Below are 13,584 nucleotides of genomic sequence, written 5' to 3'. Positions count from 1 at the left end.
GTGCGGCGACAGCTTAGACGAACGGACTCAGCCGCCTCGACTTGTCATGTCCTGGTAAGAAAATCATGTGAAGCCGCCGGGAGACCTGCCGCCGCACCGGGCACCACGGGTACCGTCCAGCTGTTCGTAGATGAACGATCAACTTCGAACTCTACGCGCGCAGAACCACGGACCACCCCACGGAACCACACCCGTGGCCACGCGCGAAGAGACAACCGCCGCAGCACCCGCACGCCATCCCTCTCGCACCCCCCACCGATGGAGGAATGACAGATGCCCGGCTTCGCCACCTCGCGCCGCACACTCACCGCGGCCCTGACCGTGCTCGGCCTGCTCACCGCTGGAGCCGCGCTCCAGGCCGCCCCCGCCCATGCCGCCACCACCTACCGCGTCCTGTTCGACGACGGCCACGCCGAGGAGGCCGGCAACGCGGACTGGATCATCTCCACCAGCAAGCCCGACCCGCTCTCCCAGGACTCCTCCCCGTCCGACGAGACGGACTGGACCGGCGCGCTGTCCTCGTGGGGCGTCGCCCTGCAGCAGACCGGCGACTACAGCCTGAAGACGGCCACCGGCGCGCTGACCTACGGCGGCTCGTCCTCGACCGACCTGTCGAAGTTCGACGCGCTGGTGCTGCCCGAGCCCAACACCAAGTTCAGCACCGCCGAGAAGACGGCGATCATGAACTTCGTGAAGGCCGGCGGCGGGCTGTTCATGATCTCCGACCACACCGGCGCCGACCGCAACAACGACGGCTACGACGCGGTCGAGATCCTCAACGACCTGATGATGAACAACAGCGTCGACTCGACCGACCCGTTCGGCTTCTCGATCGACTCCCTCGACATCGGTTCCGGCTACCCGAAGGCCGTCAGCGACAGCGGAGACGCCGTCCTGCACGGCGGCTTCGGCACGGTCACCAAGAGCCTGATCGCCGACGGGACGACGGCGACCCTCAAGCCCGCCGACAACGCGAACGTCAAGGGTCTGGTGTACCGCAGCGGTTACTCCGGAAACACGGGCGCCTTCTTCCTGACGTCCGCCTACGGCAGCGGGCGGGTCGCCTTCTGGGGTGACAGCTCGCCCATCGACGACGGCACCGGCCAGTCAGGCAACACGCTGTACGACGGCTGGAACGACAGCGGCGCCACCAACGCCGCCCTCGCCCTCAACGCCACCGCCTGGCTGGCCGGCGCCAGCTGACGCACCGGGTGCGGCGGCGGCTCCGGGTACCGCCCCGGGCCCGCCGTCCGCCCTCCCCCGACCACTTCGCCCCTCACTCCCCTCCCCTACAGTCCCTTTGTGCTCTTTGGAATGGTGTGCGCGCTCGCCGCGGCGCTCTGCTTCGGTACCGCGACGGTTCTGCAGGCGATGGCCGCCCGGGCGGCCGGTGACGGTACGGGCGGGGAGGCCGCGCTGCTGCTGCGGGCCGTCCGGCAGTGGCGGTACGTCGCCGGGCTGGGGCTGGACGGGCTGGGGTTCGTGTTCCAGATCCTGGCGCTGCGGTCGCTCCCCATCTACGCGGTGAGCGCGGCGCTGGCGTCCAGCCTCGCGGTGACCGCGGTGGTCGCGGCCCGGCTGCTGCGGGTGCGGCTGAGCGGGCTGGAGTGGGGCGCGGTGGGGGTGGTGTGCGCGGGGCTCGCGATGCTGGGGCTGGCGTCGGGACCGGAGGGCGACCGGGCCGGGTCCGACGCGCTGAAGTACGCGATGCTCGCGACCGCGGTGGGCGTGCTGCTGCTCGGGCTCGTCGGCGGTCGGCTGTCCGGGCGGTGGCGGGCACTGCTGCTGGGCCTCGGGGCGGGGTTCGGGTTCGGGGTGGTGGAGGTGTCGGTGCGACTCATCGACACCCTGTGGCCGGGCGGCCTGCTCACCAACCCGGCGGCCTACGCGCTGCTCGTCGGCGGCGGCGGTGCCTTCCTGCTGCTGACCTCGGCGCTGCAGCGCGGCTCGGTGACCACGGCGACGGCCGGGATGGTGATCGGCGAGACGATCGGCCCGGCGGCCATCGGCGTGGTCTGGCTCGGGGACCGCACCCGCGAGGGGCTCGCCTGGCTCGGAGTGCTCGGCTTCACCGTGGCCGTCGCGGGGGCGCTGGCACTGGCCCGGTTCGGGGAGGCGCCGGAGAAGGTCGAGGAGGGCTGAGCCCCACCCTTGTCACATCTATCGAGAAACGATAGATTCCCATCGCAAGTCGATGGAAGGATGAGTCGTGGGGAAGCTGACAGTGCGCGCGTTGCGCACCGTGCTCGCGGTGGTGCTCACCGGCACCGTGTTCGTACAGGCGGGCATGGTGTGGACGCTGGCCAGCGGGAACGATCCTGAGGACGGGTCGCTCCCGCTGACCGCGTTCCGCGTGATCACGATCCTGGGCATGGTGTCGGCTCAGGTGGCCCTGGTCTGCGTGTGGCGGCTGGTGACGATGGTGCGACGCGGAACCGTGTTCTCCGACGCGGCCTTCCGGTACGTGGACAGGGTGATCGGCGCGATCGTGGCGATCGCCCTGCTGTGGTTCACGGTCACCGCCCTCAACGCGCCCGGCCAGCGGGACGACCCGGGCGTCACGATCATCATGGGCGGGGTGGGCCTGGCCATCCTCGGGGTCGCGCTCATCGTGCTCGTCCTGCGGATGCTGCTCGCCCAGGCCGTCGCGCGCGACGTCGAAGCCGCGCAGATGCAGGCCGAGCTGGACGAGGTCATCTGATGCCGATCGCCGTCGACATCGACGTGATGCTGGCCAAGCGGAAGATGTCCGTGGGCGAGCTCGCGGACCGGGTCGGGATCACGCCCGCCAACCTGGCGGTACTCAAGAACGGCCGCGCCAAGGCGGTACGGTTCGCGACGCTCGCCGCGCTCTGCGAGGTGCTCGAGTGCCAGCCGGGCGACCTGCTGCGCTGGGAGACCGAGGACGCCGCCGGCGGATGACGTGCCCCCGAGCGAGCGAGAAGCGCCTCCACAGGTGATTTCCGGGCCGTCCTACCGGAGTTCGGTCCGGGAATTCATTCGGCGCCGGTCACGGCCGGGTCCGACAGCACCGTGCACAGGACGTCCAGCGCCCCCGACCAGGCGTGGTCGGCGGGGGTGCCGTAGCCGAGGACGAGGGCGTCCGGGGGCGCGGTGGCCGCGTCGGGGTGGCGGTGGCGCGGGGTGAGGCCCTCGAGGGCGAGGCCTTGTGCGGCGGCGGCCCGGATCACCCGGTGCTGGGTGCCGGGCGGGAGCCGCAGCAGCATGTGCAGGCCGGCCGCGATGCCGGTGACCCGGATCTCCGGGGCGCGCTCGGCGAGGGCCGCGACCAGGTCGTCCCGGCGGCGCCGGTAGCGGGAGCGGGACGCCCGGACGTGCCGGTCGTAGGCGCCCGAGGCGATGAACTCGGCGAGGGTCAGCTGGTCCGGTGCCCCGCAGGTGTCCACGCCGCCCTTGACCGCCGTCACCTCCCGGGCCACGCCCGGCGGCAGCACCATCCAGGCCAGTCGCAGTCCGGGCGCCAGGGACTTGCTGGCCGTGCCCAGGTAGACGACCTCGTCGGGGGCGAGGCCCTGGAGGGCGCCGACGGGACGGCGGTCGTAGCGGAACTCGCCGTCGTAGTCGTCCTCCAGGACCAGACCGCCGGTGCGCCGCGCCCAGTCCACGGCGGCCGCCCGCCGGTCGTGATGCAGCGGCGCGCCCATCGGGAACTGGTGGGCGGGGGTCAGCAGCACGGCGGCCGGCCCCTGCGCCAACTCCCTTGTGTCCGTGCCGCGTTCGTCGAAGGGCAGCGGGCGGGTACGGAGTCCGGCCGCCGTCAGCAGCTGCCAGTGCTCGTCGAGGCCGTACGACTCCACGGCGACCGTGTCCGCCCCGCGGGCCCGCAGCAGCCGGCCGAGCAGGCCGAGGCCGTGCGCGAACCCGGCGCAGATCACGATGCGTTCGGGGTCGGCGCGCACCCCCCGGGCACGGGCGAGGTAGGCGGCGAGCGCGGTGCGCAGTTCGACGCGGCCGCGCGGATCGCCGTAGCCGAAGGCCTCGCTGGGGGCGGCGGTGAGGGCACGGCGGGCCGCCCTGAGCCATTCGGCGCGCGGGAAGGCGGAGACGTCGGGGTGGCCGGCGCGCAGGTCGTAGGCGGGGCGGTGGACGGTCGGTCCGGTGGCGGGGGTCGTGCCGTGCCGCCCGGACGGCGACGCCGTCGGCTCCCTGGTCGCGACCCGGGTGCCGGAGCCCTGGTGGGCGGTGAGCCAGCCCTCGGCGACCAGATCGGCGTAGGCGTCGGCGACGGTGTTGCGAGCGATCCCCAGGTCGGCGGCGAGGGACCGGGAGGAGGGCAGCCGGGTGCCGGGGACCAGCCGGCCGCCGCGGACGGCTTCGCGCAGGGCGTCGGTCAGGCCCCGGCGCAGACCCGGACCGGCTGGTTCCAGATGGAGGTCGATGCCCAGAGTGGCCCATGTTTTCCCCATGGAAATGCACCATACTCCTGGGCTGCCTGGCTCCTAGGGTCGAGATATGAGCACAGAACACCCGACTGAGTACGCACCGGAACACACCCCCCGTCTTGCCTGGTCGGAGCTGGCGCCCGACGTCTTCCGGGCGATGGTCCGGCTGGACACCGCCGCCCGGAAGGGCCTCGACCCGAAGCTCCTGGAGCTGGTGAAGATCCGGGCCTCGCAGCTCAACCGCTGTGCGCTCTGCGTGGACATGCACAGCAAGGACGCGCTGGCGCAGGGCGAGAGCGTCGAGCGGATCATCCAGCTCAGCGCCTGGGACGAGTTCGAGCACTTCTACACCGAGAAGGAGCTGGCGGCGCTGGGGCTGACGGAGGCGGTGACCGTCCTGACGGACGGCTTCGTGCCGGACCACGTCTACGAGCGGGCCGCCAAGCACTTCGAGGAGGCGGAGCTGGCGCAGCTGATCGCCGCCATCACGGTGATCAACGCCTGGAACCGGTTCGGGGTGACCTGCCGGCTGGTGCCCGGGCACTACACGCCGGGCCAGCACGCCTGAGCAGGGGCCGGTGACGTCCGGGCCGGGGCTCCGGCGGTGGGCCGCGGCGGCGGTCGGGGAGAGCGCCGCCGGGCTCCGTCGGACGGGGCGGCCGGGATCACCTCATGTGGCTGACCGTCCTCGGACGGAAGCGCCGGTACAGCACCACTCCAGCGGTCAGCGAGGCCAGGCTCGCGGCCGCCGGCGCCCAGGGGTTGCCCGTTCCGGTGTGCGCGAGCGTGCCGGTCGTCCGCTGCCGGACGACGGTGGCGGGCGGCTTCGGCGCCGGGTGGGCCTTGGCCGGGTGCGACGGCTGGTGGCGGACGGGCGGCGCGGGAGGTGTGGACGGGCCGGGCTCGTCGGCGGACTCGTTGCCGAAGACCGGATTGCCGACCCCCACCACGTTCACGCTGTTGCCGATGACGTTCAGGGGAACGTCGATCGGAAGCTGGATGTCGTTGCCGGAGAGGACGCCCGGCGAGTCGTGGGCGCTGCCGACGGCTGCCGCCCCGTCCTTCTCCGCGGACTTGCCCCCCTCGTTGGCGCACCGGTTGCCCATCGCGGGGTTGAGGAGCCCGACCACGTCGACGGTGTTCCCGCACACGTTCACCGGGATGTTCACCGGCAACTGGATGTCGTTGCCGGACACCAGCCCGGGCGAGCCGGCCGCGGAACCGTCCGCGGCGGAGTCGGCCCACGCGGGCCCCGCGACCGCCATCGCACCAGACGCGACGGCGAAGGCGATCACACTGTTCCGGGTAGCCCGTTTCATGGGTTCCCTGCCCTTCCAGACACGTCGCGGGCACTCACCCGCGATCAGTGAAATCCAAATAAAGCGAAATAAGTAGTACCTTTTGGGGCCGGTATCAGGGCGATACGGGCGTGCCGGGCTGGAGCCTGCGGGCCCGCCTGGCGTCTACGAGACGGGGCGTGCCACGGTCGTCCGGTCCGGCGCCCCCCGACGTCTCGCTGCGCCATGGTTCGCTTCGGGGGCGGCGGATGCGCGCACGACGGCGGGGCACATGGCCGGGGGATCGACACGGCCGACGGCTGTTGCGCGTCGGCTGTGGCGGCACCGGCCGGGCGGGCGGCGGCGAGATGTCAGAGCGCCTGGTTGTTACAGCCCATGTCCGAACCGAGGTGGTTCTGCTGTGCGCCCGGGTTGCCCTCGCCGTTCAGCAGGTTGCCCGCCAGACCGGTGATCGCGCCGACGCTGCCGATCACTTCGATGTTCATGTCGTGCGAACGGCACTCGGTGGCCTGGGTGATGTCGAGGTCGCGGCCCAGGTCGTCGTGGGCGGACGCGGTGCCGGCGCCGAAGGAGCCGACACTGCCGAGCATGGCGCCCACGAGGACTGCCTTCTGGAACTTGCGCATGGGTTCTCCATTGGTATGGCGGATGGAATCTGCGAGAGATCGTGCGGGACGTGCGGATGTTCGCCGGCGCGGCCGTCAGCCGAGTCGGGGGAGCCCCAGCTGGCCGACCGGAGGCGCCGCGACCTGCCCGAGGCCGACCGGGGAGAGCTGCGGCGCGCCCGGGGACCCGAGCTGCGGGCTGAGGAGCGGGTTCACCTGCGGGTTGATCTGGGGGTTCAACTGCGGGGCGACGATCGCCGGCGCCTGCTGGGCGAAGTCCTGGGGTACCTGGGGCATGGCCAGCTGCGGGGCGACCTGCGGCATGACCTGGGGCATGACCTGCGGCACCACCTGAGCCGGCTGCGCGGGGGCGGCCTGGGCCGGCTGCGGCGGGGCGGCCTGCTGCGGGTACTGCGGCGCGGCCTGCTGCTGGTACGGAGCAGGGGCCTGCTGCGGGTACGGCGTCGTGGCGGCCTGCGCGACTCCCTGCGAAGAAGCCGTGCTGGAGGCGTAACCGGTCGGCTGTGGCGCCGGCGTGGCCTGCTGCACCGGCTGGGGCGCGGGCGCGGCCTGCTGCACCGGCTGGGGCGCTGGCGCGAACTGCTGCTGGGGCGCGGGCGCGGCCTGCTGGACCGGCTGGGGCGCGGGTGCGGCCTGCTGGACCGGCTGGGGCGCGGGTGCCGGGGCAGCCTGGGGAGCGAATTGCTCGGGAGCCGGAGCCGGAGCCGGGGCGGGACTGCCTTGTCCGATGGGAGCGGCATGACTGACACCGCCGCCGAGTGCGGACAGACCGCTGGCCGCCACTGCAAAGAGCGCGGCCTTGTGAAGCTTGCGCATGAAACCCTCGGCCCTTCGATACCTGATGGGAAGTCCATTGCATTCAGCGCGGTCGCACGTGCAGTCGGTGTGATACTCGTACCGCATCACAGGCAGCAGTAATTCAGATAAGCACGCGGACTTCGCATTCGGAGCCGACAGCGATTGCCTCACCCTCTTCAGGTCCACGGTCGCTGCCCTCTCCTCGTCGGAACGACGATCGACCGGCCGCGGTCACGGGATCCAAAAGCCCGTCACCCATTTGCCTTCCGACGGGGCGCACTTCACCACTCGCACACCCTGCGGCAAATGGGTGACCACGACCCGGCGACCGTTTCTGGTTCTGCACGCGTCTCGTTCCCCACGGGGCAAGAACGATGGTTCACCGCAGCCACGCAGGGGCGGCAGGAACAGCGACAACTGCGCTGCCTCATCAGCATTTCATCAGATTCCGTGCACAGGTCAATGAAGGGCCGAGAATTCCATGCGCAAGCTTCGTAGGGTCGCGCTCGTCGTCGCAGCAGCCGGAGGTCTCACCGCCGTCGGCGCCGCCCCAAGCTCCGCCGTCACTCCCGCCGCCTACAACGGGGCTGTGCCGCCTCCCGTTTCACAGCCGGACGCCCAGGCCGCCTCGGCCGCCTCCGCCCAGGCCACCGCACAGTCCTACGGCTCGCCGGCCCCGCAGCAGGCGCCCCCGCAGCGTGCCACCGAGGTCGCCCCGCAGATCAACCCGCAGCTGAACCCGCAGATCAACCCGCAGCTTTCGTCGCCGGCCCCGCAGCCGGCGCAGGGACAGGCCGCCCCGGTGAGCCAGACCAACATGTTCCGTCCGTCCCAGGAGTGCAGCCCGCAGAGCCTGCTCGACGCGAACGTCCCGGTCGCCCTGCTCGCCGCTTCCCAGACCCGCGGCATCGACTGTTCCCAGGCCAACAGCCAGTCGAACTCGCTCGCCAACGCGCGCCAGGGATGACGGCCAAACGTCGGCGCGCGACAGGGAGTTGTCGAAAACCGCGACCGGCGGGACCGTTCCGACGCGATACGACTTTCGGGTGCTTTCGCCTTTTGATCGCGAAATCGGCGCGTCGCTGCCATCTTTGGCGTATTTCGTACTAATCTCCCGTAACTGTAATAAGTCGATCTCCCGCAGATCGCACCCACTCACTCCCCGGAGATGACATGCGTAAGCTTCGCAACGTTGCCGTCCTGATCGCCGCAATCGGCAGCATCGGACTCGTCGGCGGCACGGCCCACGCCGACCAGGGCGGTAAGGGCGGCGAGCACGGCGACAAGTTCAACATCCAGCAGAGCTCCAACTGCAAGTCGCACGACCTGAACCTGGACGTCCTCGGCGAGGTCGGCCTGCTCAACGGCGTTCTGGGCAACGCGCTGAACGGCGAGGGCAACCCGGGCGCCCAGGCCACCGACATCGGCTCCACCATGGGCTGCAACAACAGCGCCTTCTGAAAATCTGATCGGCGCGAAAACGTCGGTTGACAAATGGTCCCGGCGCCGGGCTTCAATCCTGCGCCGGGACCATTTGCGTGCGTCGGCCGACCGCAGAGGTGACGAAAATCAGGCGAGTTCGGCGCGCCGCTGGATTATCTCGGTTATTTCGTATCAACCTTCAGGTCAAGAACGCCGATCTTTCACAGATCGCCTCTACCTCACCTCACCTCACCGGAGATGAAATGCACAAGGTCCGCATGGCTGCCGTCCTCTTCGCCGCATTCGGGAGCATCGGGCTCCTGGGTGCCGGCGCCGCCCACGCCGACCAGGGCGGCGGCAAGCGAGGCGACAGCTTCGACATCCGGCAGAGCAGCACCTGTACGTCGCACGACGGCAACGTCGACATCCTCGGCGAGGTCGGCATCGGCAACGGCCTGGGCGGCAACCTGCTGAACGGCGAAGGCAACGCCGGTGCGCAGCAGAGCCACCTCGGTTCGGACATGGGCTGCAACAACAGCTTCGGCAAGTAGGCCGAACCGACAGATCCCGGTGCCCCGGCAACGGCCGGGGCACCGGGATCTGTCCTGTCCGCGGTGCGCACCACCAGATGGTGCTCAGAATTCGATGTGCGGCTTCTTGAAGCCCTTGGGCAGCTCCGCCGTGTTGGAACAGTCCACCTCCGGTCCGGCGCTCGTGGATCCGCTGCCCAGCAGTCCGTCCTCCGGATACACCGCGCTCGGCCGGTCGGTCGTCTCGCAGTTCTGCGCCTGCTTGATGATGTGCGTGCCGTCCTTGTCGGTGTGGACCTCGCTCTTGCGAATACAGACGGTGTCGCCCTGCGCGTTGGTCTTGCAGTCGCCCGAGTGTCCGTCCGCGTACGCGTGTCCGGCGCCGACGCAGATCGCTGCGAGACTCCCGACGAGGCCCGTGACGGTGGCAATCTTCTGCCGAGTGAACATGTGCTGCTTTCCTTTGCAAAAGAGGCCCGGTCGCGTGCCGTTACCGGCATGCGTCCAGGCCCGAGAAGGTCGAATCAGGGCATCCTGCGCCTGCACGCGGTGCCGACCGCTTCCGACGACAGGATGGCGGCAGCCCGGACGCGTGCCCCGAGGGAGCGGTGCGTCCGGGCTGCCTTCGCCGCGGGGTGTCACTCAGCAAGCCGCTGAACGGACCCCGGAGTTCGTGCGATGTTCCTCGGGCTTCCGAAGGAGGCCGATGCGCTCGTGGTGGCGCCGAGAGGACGAGTCCTCGGTACGCCGTTACTCGCCTTCGCCGCCCTGCTGCTGGCCGTAACCCTGCTCGGGCTGCTCGGACTGGTCGGGGCCGGCCTTCTGCTCCTCCGGCTGGCCCTCCGGCTGGCCCTGCGGCTGGGCCTCCGGCTGCGCCTCCGGCTGACCCTGCGGCTGGGCCGCCGGGCCGTAGTAACCGCTGCCGACGGCAACGGCGTTGGCCGACGAGTTGGCCACGGCGGTGACGCCCTGGCCCGCGTCCTCGCCACCGGCGGCGAAGCTGGCCCCGGCACCGACGAAGGACAGGCCGGCAATCGCCGCCGCTACGACCGCGGCGCGCTGAAACTTACGCATGATATGACCCTTTCTTGTCCGGGCAGGACAGCCCGGCTTGACTACACAATGTGAGCATATACACACATTAGGTAGTCATTCAGGATCTACACTCGCTCATGTCGCGTCGTTCTCGCCTCGCATCATCCCCCGCCAATGACCCGCATGCCGGTCCTCGCGGGTGCCGGTCGATCCCCACGTCTCGGGGGAACAGGTCACCTCGGGCCCGAGCCGCGCCCTCCCGTTGCCCAGGGCGGCGGGCACCGTCAGGGGCTGCACCGTCTGGCAGGTGTCCTGGTGGGGCGGGAGTTCGCCTTCGGGGACCTCGCCCTTGAACCGCTGGGTGCAGGCGAGGTTGCCCAGGAGGTCACGAGTGCAGCCCCCCGGGTCCGCCGCGGCATACGCCTGGGTGATGCCGGCGCCGGTCGCGACGAGGCCGCCGACGAGCACCGAGAGAGCCGCGATCTTCTTCCTGTTCACCATGTCAAGCTCACCCGGTGAAAGCGGTGTTGTACTGACCGCAGGTGGTGTCCGTGGTGCCCGCGAGACCGAGCACACCGATCGGGACGTCGTTCTCGGCGACCGTCTGCGGACTGCACTCCTGGTAGGGGCGGTACAGGTCGGACACCTGCAGCCCGTTGGCGCCGTTGTCGGCGACAGCGGTGCCGGCGCCGAGGGCAGACAGGCCGCCGGCCGCCGCCACCGCCGCGAACACGACCTTCTGAAGCTTGCGCATGGAAACCTCGATTCTTTTTCTGTACATCGAGACCGATTGCCTAGCGTGACCGCGCAAACACTAGCAGTAGCCGCACATGACTTACCGCACGGGAGAACCGTGTTCCCCATGGGGCATATAGCCCGACGAAATCACCGGACGGACGCCAATTGACGGCATAGGGCCGTGAGTTGCGGTTTACCGGATATCGACGCCGATACCAATACGGTCGTATCAGAGGGAAGTTGGGTCAGAGGAGTTCCGGCTGCGCGGCCCGCATGTGATCGCTCGCCGGCACGGAGGCAATCAAGTCCCGCAACTTCTCGGCATATCGCCGCACGTTCTTGTAGGCGGCCTCGGTGTCCGGGTAACGGCAGGCGAACCACAGCCCCTCGTGCAGTCGGCTGACCCAGGCACACACCTGGTCGCCGTACGACACCCGGATCAGCCCGTACGTCTTCTGCTCGCTCCAGCCGGCCGAGCCGGGGGTGAGGCGGGCGTCCACGTACGAGACGATCGAGTACATGTCGGGCGAGGTCGGACGGAAGTCCGCACCGAGCAGACGCAGTACGCGGGCCAGCGGGATGCGCGCCAGCGACCGGTTGGCCCGCAGCTCGGCGCGGACCGTGGCGAGCGCGCCGTCGAAGTCCCGTGCCGCCGGCACCTCGATCGGTGCGCCACCGACGTACCAGCCCACGGAGTCCGACCACTCGGACTTCAACCGGGTGTGGAACGGCACGACCGTACGGTAGACCGGCTGCCCGCCGAGCTCGTGGACGATCAGACTGGTCGCGGCCAGGATGCCCACCAGGCTGCCGCCGTAGGGCCGGCAGTGCGCCTCGAACGCGGCGGCGGTGTCCGCGTCGACGAGCGGCTCGCACATCAGCTTCTGGGCGGGCAGCGCACCACCGGGTTGCAGACCGAGATCGACGGGGAACTCCGGAAGCCTCCCGTCGCACCGGGCGATGAACTCCCGCCAGCGCGCGACGATCGCGTGGGTGTCGTCGATCCCGTCCGCGTTCGCCCGCTCGTGCCGGCAGAAGTCCACGTAACTTCCCACCGGCGTACCGGTGACGGGCCGCCCCGTGACGCCCGACGTGTACAGCCCGTGGATCTCGTTCGAGGTGAGCTGGAGGGAGTAGGCGTCGACATTGGTGTGGTCGAAGGCCATGTACACACTGGTGGAGTCGTCACGGACGACCGCCGCGTAGATGAGGTTCGGCCAGTCGAGCGCGTCCGCCGCGACGTCGAACCGATCCTGCAGGTACCGGGTCAGCACCTCCGCGTCGGCGAAGTCGCCGACCACCTCGCGGTGCAGCGTCACGTCGTTCGCGTCGAGCGTGAACCGGTGCATGTCGTCGCCGACCCACCGGAAGCCGCTGCGCAGCGTCTCGTGACGCAACGTCCAGCCGCGCAGGGCCTCTTCCAGCGCGTCCAGGTCGGCCCGGCCCGGCAGGTCGAACGCCGTGCCGAGCCAGGTCGGTACGAACAACCCGTCCTCGCGCACCGCCCGCGCCGTTCTGATGTGCGACTCCTGGATGTACGCCGGCGGCCGCGGATCCGGCGGGAGCGCTGTCGCGGCCGCGACGGTCGCCGGGCTGAACGTCCACTCGACTAGCCGTCCGGGCCGGACCTCGCAGCGCTGAATGTCAGAAATTCGCACGATGGCGTCTCCTTCACAGAAGACACCAGCTTGATCAAGTCAAAGCCGTGCGCGAGCGATGGCCGCTGTGTCGCCCACTTTTCAGCGAGACGTGTGACACCTCGAACGAGTTGACGGAAGCGGCTCAGGACAGCCACTTCCTCCAGACCGAAGGGTGGTTGTCCACCCACTTCTTGGCGGCCTCCTGAGGGCTCAGCTTCTGGTCGGCGATCATCAGCGAGACCTCGTTCTGGTCCTCGGTCGTCCACTTGAACTTCTTCAGGAAGGCCGCCGCTCTGCCGCCGCTCTTCGCGAAGTCCGCGTTGAGGTACTTCTGCAGCGGGGTGTGCGGGTAGGCGCAGGCCACCTTGGCCGCGTCGGCGTCACAACCCTCCTGGTACGCCGGGAGCTTCACCTCGGTCATCGGCACCTTCTTGAACAGCCACTGGGGCGAGTACCAGTAGGTCAGGAAGGGCTTCTTCTCCTTGGCGAACTGCTTCATCTGGGTGATCTGAGCGGCCTCGGAACCGGCGAAGACGACCTGGTAGTCCAGCTTCAGGTTGTTCACCAGCGCCTTGTCGTTGGTGACGTACGACGGTGAGCCGTCCAGGAGTTGGCCCTTGCCGCCGCTCTCCGCGGTGCGGAAGAGGGAGGCGTACTTGTTGAGGTTCTTCCAGTTCGTGATGTCGGGATGCTGCTTGACCAGGTAGGTCGGCACGAACCACCCGATGTGCCCGGTGACCCCGAGGTCCCCGGCACGGCCGATGGTCTTCTTGTCCGCGACATACCGCTTCTCCTGGTCCGGGTGGCCCCAGTCCTCCAGGATCGCGTCGACGCGGCCCTGGCTGAGCGCGTCCCAGGCGGGCACCTCGTCCACCTGCACGGTGTCGACGCGGTAGCCGAGTTCGTGTTCGAGGAGGTACTGGGCGACGGCCACGTTGGACTGCGCGCCGACCCAGGACTGCACGGACAGGGTCACGGTCTTCGACCCTTGCGCGTTGGCGAAGGGCGAGGCCTGCTTGGTCATGTCGGCGGCACCACAGCCGGTCGCGAGGACCAGCACGGAGGCGGCGGCCACGAGAGTCGTACGACGCATG

The 13,584-nt window shown here is 69.8% G+C and carries 17 protein-coding genes and 1 pseudogene; 8 read left to right on the top strand and 10 right to left on the bottom strand.

The features are described from left to right. Nucleotides 1-273 precede the first annotated feature (273 nt). From ABZ642_RS24435 to ABZ642_RS24420, 4 genes and pseudogenes are all read left to right on the top strand, one after another. Nucleotides 274-1,200: pseudogene (locus tag ABZ642_RS24435) on the top strand (hydrolase); the annotation flags it as partial. A gap of 114 nt (nucleotides 1,201-1,314) precedes the next feature. Continuing rightward, nucleotides 1,315-2,142 carry a DMT family transporter gene (locus tag ABZ642_RS24430; RefSeq protein WP_360488016.1) on the top strand — a complete coding sequence of 276 codons (828 nt, stop codon included), beginning with the start codon at nucleotides 1,315-1,317 and terminating at the stop codon, nucleotides 2,140-2,142. 67 nt (nucleotides 2,143-2,209) lie between these two features. Then, nucleotides 2,210-2,701 (top strand): DUF2975 domain-containing protein, encoded by a 492-nt coding sequence (locus ABZ642_RS24425; RefSeq protein WP_360487791.1) that lies wholly within the window; start codon nucleotides 2,210-2,212, stop codon nucleotides 2,699-2,701. Beyond that, nucleotides 2,701-2,922: a helix-turn-helix transcriptional regulator gene (locus ABZ642_RS24420; RefSeq protein ID WP_360487788.1), complete on the top strand. Its 222-nt coding sequence runs from the start codon at nucleotides 2,701-2,703 to the stop codon at nucleotides 2,920-2,922. Before ABZ642_RS24425 ends, ABZ642_RS24420 begins: the two co-directional genes overlap by 1 nt. Before the next feature lie 74 nt (nucleotides 2,923-2,996). Here ABZ642_RS24420 and ABZ642_RS24415 read toward each other — a convergent pair whose 3' ends face one another. After that, nucleotides 2,997-4,427, bottom strand: coding sequence for a PLP-dependent aminotransferase family protein (locus ABZ642_RS24415; protein WP_360487785.1), 1,431 nt, complete (start codon nucleotides 4,425-4,427; stop codon nucleotides 2,997-2,999). Between the two features lie 46 nt (nucleotides 4,428-4,473). On the opposite strand from ABZ642_RS24415, the gene ABZ642_RS24410 reads away from it, so the two are divergent. Continuing rightward, complete coding sequence (locus ABZ642_RS24410; RefSeq protein ID WP_360487782.1) at nucleotides 4,474-4,971, top strand: carboxymuconolactone decarboxylase family protein; 498 nt, start codon at nucleotides 4,474-4,476, stop codon at nucleotides 4,969-4,971. A 97-nt stretch (nucleotides 4,972-5,068) separates the two neighbouring features. Here ABZ642_RS24410 and ABZ642_RS24405 read toward each other — a convergent pair whose 3' ends face one another. The 3 genes from ABZ642_RS24405 to ABZ642_RS24395 all read right to left on the bottom strand — a co-directional run bounded on the left by ABZ642_RS24405 (nucleotide 5,069) and on the right by ABZ642_RS24395 (nucleotide 7,143). Further along, nucleotides 5,069-5,722, bottom strand: a complete 654-nt coding sequence (locus tag ABZ642_RS24405; protein WP_360487779.1) for a chaplin — start codon at nucleotides 5,720-5,722, stop codon at nucleotides 5,069-5,071. 329 nt (nucleotides 5,723-6,051) lie between these two features. Beyond that, complete coding sequence (locus ABZ642_RS24400; protein ID WP_360487776.1) at nucleotides 6,052-6,327, bottom strand: hypothetical protein; 276 nt, start codon at nucleotides 6,325-6,327, stop codon at nucleotides 6,052-6,054. 75 nt (nucleotides 6,328-6,402) lie between these two features. Continuing rightward, entirely contained in the window at nucleotides 6,403-7,143 is a 741-nt protein-coding gene (locus ABZ642_RS24395; protein ID WP_360487773.1) for a hypothetical protein, read from the bottom strand. A 463-nt stretch (nucleotides 7,144-7,606) separates the two neighbouring features. Between ABZ642_RS24395 and ABZ642_RS24390 the strand changes: the two genes are divergently transcribed. The 3 genes from ABZ642_RS24390 to ABZ642_RS24380 all read left to right on the top strand — a co-directional run bounded on the left by ABZ642_RS24390 (nucleotide 7,607) and on the right by ABZ642_RS24380 (nucleotide 9,098). Beyond that, nucleotides 7,607-8,092 carry a hypothetical protein gene (locus ABZ642_RS24390; RefSeq protein WP_360487770.1) on the top strand — a complete coding sequence of 162 codons (486 nt, stop codon included), beginning with the start codon at nucleotides 7,607-7,609 and terminating at the stop codon, nucleotides 8,090-8,092. A gap of 206 nt (nucleotides 8,093-8,298) precedes the next feature. Beyond that, nucleotides 8,299-8,586, top strand: a complete 288-nt coding sequence (locus ABZ642_RS24385) for a hypothetical protein (RefSeq protein WP_360487767.1) — start codon at nucleotides 8,299-8,301, stop codon at nucleotides 8,584-8,586. Between the two features lie 224 nt (nucleotides 8,587-8,810). Next, entirely contained in the window at nucleotides 8,811-9,098 is a 288-nt protein-coding gene (locus ABZ642_RS24380; RefSeq protein ID WP_360487764.1) for a hypothetical protein, read from the top strand. Between the two features lie 84 nt (nucleotides 9,099-9,182). Here the strand turns inward: ABZ642_RS24380 and ABZ642_RS24375 are convergent, their stop codons facing one another. From ABZ642_RS24375 to ABZ642_RS24350, 6 genes are all read right to left on the bottom strand, one after another. Beyond that, on the bottom strand, nucleotides 9,183-9,527 hold the full coding sequence (locus tag ABZ642_RS24375) for a hypothetical protein (RefSeq protein WP_360487761.1): 345 nt from the start codon (nucleotides 9,525-9,527) through the stop codon (nucleotides 9,183-9,185). A gap of 300 nt (nucleotides 9,528-9,827) precedes the next feature. Beyond that, nucleotides 9,828-10,151 (bottom strand): hypothetical protein, encoded by a 324-nt coding sequence (locus ABZ642_RS24370; RefSeq protein WP_360487758.1) that lies wholly within the window; start codon nucleotides 10,149-10,151, stop codon nucleotides 9,828-9,830. A 96-nt stretch (nucleotides 10,152-10,247) separates the two neighbouring features. Further along, nucleotides 10,248-10,613, bottom strand: a complete 366-nt coding sequence (locus tag ABZ642_RS24365) for a hypothetical protein (protein WP_360487755.1) — start codon at nucleotides 10,611-10,613, stop codon at nucleotides 10,248-10,250. 7 nt (nucleotides 10,614-10,620) lie between these two features. Continuing rightward, entirely contained in the window at nucleotides 10,621-10,866 is a 246-nt protein-coding gene (locus ABZ642_RS24360; RefSeq protein WP_360487752.1) for a hypothetical protein, read from the bottom strand. A gap of 229 nt (nucleotides 10,867-11,095) precedes the next feature. Beyond that, nucleotides 11,096-12,508, bottom strand: coding sequence for a condensation domain-containing protein (locus tag ABZ642_RS24355; RefSeq protein ID WP_360487749.1), 1,413 nt, complete (start codon nucleotides 12,506-12,508; stop codon nucleotides 11,096-11,098). 124 nt (nucleotides 12,509-12,632) lie between these two features. Further along, the gene (locus ABZ642_RS24350) at nucleotides 12,633-13,583 is read right to left on the bottom strand and encodes an ABC transporter substrate-binding protein (RefSeq protein WP_360487746.1); all 951 of its coding nucleotides are present in this window, start codon (nucleotides 13,581-13,583) and stop codon (nucleotides 12,633-12,635) included. Nucleotide 13,584: the final 1 nt, after the last annotated feature.

Source organism: Streptomyces sp. NPDC007157, from assembly GCF_040634235.1.
GTDB lineage: Bacteria > Actinomycetota > Actinomycetes > Streptomycetales > Streptomycetaceae > Streptomyces.
The sequence above is the reverse complement of the archived record's forward strand: the minus strand, read 5'-3'. Positions and strand labels throughout refer to the sequence as shown.

Bases quoted from the DNA above. Each gene is read 5' to 3' on its own strand.
- ABZ642_RS24430 (WP_360488016.1), top strand. From the start codon at position 1,315: ATGGTGTGCGCGCTCGCCGCGGCGCTCTGCTTCGGTACCGCGACGGTT.
- ABZ642_RS24420 (WP_360487788.1), top strand. From the start codon at position 2,701: ATGCCGATCGCCGTCGACATCGACGTGATGCTGGCCAAGCGGAAGATG.
- ABZ642_RS24415 (WP_360487785.1), bottom strand. From the start codon at position 4,427: ATGGGGAAAACATGGGCCACTCTGGGCATCGACCTCCATCTGGAACCA.
- ABZ642_RS24410 (WP_360487782.1), top strand. From the start codon at position 4,474: ATGAGCACAGAACACCCGACTGAGTACGCACCGGAACACACCCCCCGT.
- ABZ642_RS24405 (WP_360487779.1), bottom strand. From the start codon at position 5,722: ATGAAACGGGCTACCCGGAACAGTGTGATCGCCTTCGCCGTCGCGTCT.
- ABZ642_RS24400 (WP_360487776.1), bottom strand. From the start codon at position 6,327: ATGCGCAAGTTCCAGAAGGCAGTCCTCGTGGGCGCCATGCTCGGCAGT.
- ABZ642_RS24395 (WP_360487773.1), bottom strand. From the start codon at position 7,143: ATGCGCAAGCTTCACAAGGCCGCGCTCTTTGCAGTGGCGGCCAGCGGT.
- ABZ642_RS24390 (WP_360487770.1), top strand. From the start codon at position 7,607: ATGCGCAAGCTTCGTAGGGTCGCGCTCGTCGTCGCAGCAGCCGGAGGT.
- ABZ642_RS24385 (WP_360487767.1), top strand. From the start codon at position 8,299: ATGCGTAAGCTTCGCAACGTTGCCGTCCTGATCGCCGCAATCGGCAGC.
- ABZ642_RS24380 (WP_360487764.1), top strand. From the start codon at position 8,811: ATGCACAAGGTCCGCATGGCTGCCGTCCTCTTCGCCGCATTCGGGAGC.
- ABZ642_RS24375 (WP_360487761.1), bottom strand. From the start codon at position 9,527: ATGTTCACTCGGCAGAAGATTGCCACCGTCACGGGCCTCGTCGGGAGT.
- ABZ642_RS24370 (WP_360487758.1), bottom strand. From the start codon at position 10,151: ATGCGTAAGTTTCAGCGCGCCGCGGTCGTAGCGGCGGCGATTGCCGGC.
- ABZ642_RS24365 (WP_360487755.1), bottom strand. From the start codon at position 10,613: ATGGTGAACAGGAAGAAGATCGCGGCTCTCTCGGTGCTCGTCGGCGGC.
- ABZ642_RS24360 (WP_360487752.1), bottom strand. From the start codon at position 10,866: ATGCGCAAGCTTCAGAAGGTCGTGTTCGCGGCGGTGGCGGCGGCCGGC.
- ABZ642_RS24350 (WP_360487746.1), bottom strand. From the start codon at position 13,583: ATGCGTCGTACGACTCTCGTGGCCGCCGCCTCCGTGCTGGTCCTCGCG.